Source organism: Enterobacter sp. SENG-6, from assembly GCF_001605945.1.
Classification (GTDB): domain Bacteria; phylum Pseudomonadota; class Gammaproteobacteria; order Enterobacterales; family Enterobacteriaceae; genus Enterobacter; species Enterobacter cloacae.
This window is the reverse complement of sequence record NZ_LOMM01000057.1, coordinates 1-3,005: the sequence shown is the minus strand read 5'-3', so window position 1 is coordinate 3,005 and position 3,005 is coordinate 1. Positions and strand designations below refer to the sequence as shown.

Sequence of the window (3,005 nt, the reverse complement as noted above, 5' to 3'; positions counted from 1 at the left end):
CGCTTCTTCATGGGGATGTCCTCATGTGGCTTATGAAGACATTACTAACATCGGGGTGTACTAATCAACGGGGAGCAGGTCACAGAAACCGGCTTTAACCATAAGCGACCGGACAGTGTTTTTTTTGGACAAACGGACAACGTGAAGTGCTGCGAGTTTTTCACATGCCAGCGTCAGCCCAAAGTCAGTTTAGTGTTCGTGGATTGTGCAAGACCTACGGGGAGCTGGCTATTGCTGGGTTTTCCCGGACTGCAGTTAGCCACACTAAGCAAGCCGTATTCGCGGTAACGCCAAATAATACGTCGACACTAACGAGCGGACATTCCCAGACGTCGATCGACAACATCCTGAATGATTTTTAGTCGGTTAACTTCGTCCAAAGCGTAAAACTCTGCTGCATGAGCCGTCATCAAAATCCCTCGATGGTGAATCGAATCTACGCGGCGGACATCTCAATTTAGCTACTACATACAATGTCTAGCCAATGTTGAAATGTCGTGCTGAAAACAAAGCTGACCTGACGTCAGTGGAGAGTCTGGACAATGCCTTTTTAAGGTTGAGTCAGGCTTTGGAGGAAGAACGTGGTTGCCAGGTTTTCTCGGCTATCATCAGTTTACGTACGGTCTCTTTTGAAATCCGGACACCGTATTCTGTGGTCAGAATTCGCCAGATGGCTGACGGATTCATACCCCGGCCGCGTGAGCGAATAAGCTGCAGTGCCTGATCTCTGATGGTGGTGTTTAACTGATGATTGCCGGGCTTTCCACGGCGCCGGCTGACCAGACCGGCTGGCCCCAGCTCGCGATAGCGCTTAATCAGGCGGGAGCACTGACGACGGGTGAGCTCCATGGACTCTGCCACTTCTGCCAGCGTGATTTCCCGCGCCATATAGGCTTCAATCAAATCCAGGCGTAGCGCTTCGTGAAGTGTCAGGAGCACTGGTTTGTTGTCGTCCATTTTTCTCTCATCTGTCGGCCATATCAGATCCACAGGTGAGGGAAGGGCTCATCGCTTCAGGCTGGGGATAAAATCCTGCGGACTGGCCAGCACCGGGTTGATCGCCCTGAGCTCTTCCAGTGCACGCTCCTGAGCGCGCCTGCGGGGCATTTTTGTACTGCGCATTCGCTTTCCTTCAGCCTCCAGCTCGTCCTGTTTCTGCTGTGCCAGCCTCAGAACGGCACCCAGTCGTTTGTTATCAACAACCGCCCCCTGATCAACGCAGGTCAGTTTATCGAAAATCTTATAACCCAGTGGCCGGTGCTGATGCCGGAAAGTAATGCTTCCGTCAGGGTAATCATAAACGGTAATTTTTTCACCTGCTATGCGCGTATTTTGTTCGGTGGGTTCAATGATATACATGACTTTATCATACTGAAAAGTCAGTGCTTTCGATAAGGTCCGTAGCTCCTGCCAGGCGAAGATATCATTCAGCTCCAGTGGACTCTGTGTGACCGCACGGTGCAGATCTTTAGGGTATTTTGCCGGCCGGGAGAAACGACGGTTAAAATCAGACATGAAATGTTCAATCCACTGATTGGCTTCAGCAACCGAGCTGATGTTCTGCAGGCGCATCTCTTTAATCAGTCGATCCTGGAGCGTTTTATTTACCCGTTCCACGCGACCTTTTGCCTGGCTGCTGTTGGCACAAATCAATTCGATCGCCAGTTCCCGGAGAGCCCGTCCGAACTGGGTTGTGCCGGTACGTCGGCTCTCGGGTCCGCTGACCCTGAACACCGCATGCTTGTCGCTGTAAAATGCGACAGGTTTACCATGTTTATCAATGTATTGCCGGGTAGCCATCATGTAGTCAAACGCGTTTTCTGAATCACAGAATCGCAGGTGCATCAGGCGACCTGTGGCGTCATCCATGAAGACCAGAAGACAGCATTTTGGGGCTCTTCCTACGAACCAGTCATGGTGAGAGCCATCGATCTGAACCAGTTCGCCGAAACAGTCGCGACGATAGCGCGGCTGGTAAACCCGGGTTCGCCGGCGGGAATGAGGACGCCAGAGACCGTCGGCTGTCATCCAGTTACGGATGGTTTCAACGGAGAGATATATATGATGGCGTTCAGCCAGTTTTTCGGTTGCGAGCGTTGGGCCAAAATCTGAATAGTGGCACCGGATCAAATCCAGGGCTTTACAGCGTGTTTCTTCATCGATCCGGTTGTTTGCAGGACGTCCACGGCGGGAAGATGCAAATGCGGTTGCGCCATCTGTCCGGTACAGACGCACAAGACGCTGCACCTGACGAACACTGAGCTTAAGTATGTCTGCTGCGTCGCGCTGAAGCAAAGCCCGGTCAAATACTCGCTGAATGATGCCAAGCCGGTAAAGTTCTTTGTCTGTCATAGTCACCAACATAAGATCGCGGTCCTGTGCTGAGCAAAATGAAGGCTTAGCGTACACGACGCGTGTGAATTGTGCTGAGACGACAATAACGCTTTGTGCTGACAATCTTGGTGCGCATAACAAAGATTATGTTAAATTCAATGGTAAAATCATTATAAATCAATATCTTAAATATCGAACAAGCCCCTTTCTTCCTCAAACCTCACTGTGGTAACTTTAAAAACAATGTCCGTTCCTGAGTTTGTGATGCCTTAAAGCCATGGTGAAGATAAAAGTTTTTGGCTTCTTCAGTCAGTGCATGAACCATAATCGCACGGACTCCAATATTCTCAGCTACACGGTAACAGCGCAGAACTGCATCATGCAGTAAATCGGCCCCGAGCCCTTGGCCACGGTATGAAACATCAACTGCCAGGCGAGCAAGTATGATTACGGGAATTGGATCTGGCATATTGCGCCTGAGGCTTCCCATTGCTTCCACGTGGTTAACGCTGCCGGTGGCCAGAGAGTAAAAACCGACAACCTGTTTAGTGTCTCTTTTACAAACGACGAACGTTCGTGCTGCACCAAGTGACCTGCCCCCACGATTAGATACAACACTCAGTTAGTAACGTCGGAATCTTCATTCTCAGAATGACCCTTTCTCCAGCCCG

Annotated in this window: 2 protein-coding genes and 2 pseudogenes; all 4 read right to left on the bottom strand. The window is 50.5% G+C overall.

Features of this window, described 5'->3' with window-relative positions; genetic code table 11:
• Window positions 1–90: 90 nt before the first annotated feature.
• A pseudogene (locus AX755_RS25900) lies at window positions 91–410 on the bottom strand (ISNCY family transposase); the annotation flags it as partial.
• 151 nt (window positions 411–561) lie between these two features.
• Complete coding sequence (locus AX755_RS20385) at window positions 562–957, bottom strand: helix-turn-helix domain-containing protein (protein WP_004143398.1); 396 nt, start codon at window positions 955–957, stop codon at window positions 562–564.
• A gap of 48 nt (window positions 958–1,005) precedes the next feature.
• A complete protein-coding gene (locus tag AX755_RS20380; protein WP_082824533.1) occupies window positions 1,006–2,352 on the bottom strand; it encodes an ISNCY family transposase in 1,347 nt (448 codons plus the stop codon).
• 202 nt (window positions 2,353–2,554) lie between these two features.
• Window positions 2,555–2,929 (bottom strand): annotated as a pseudogene (locus AX755_RS20375) (GNAT family N-acetyltransferase); the annotation flags it as partial.
• Window positions 2,930–3,005: the final 76 nt, after the last annotated feature.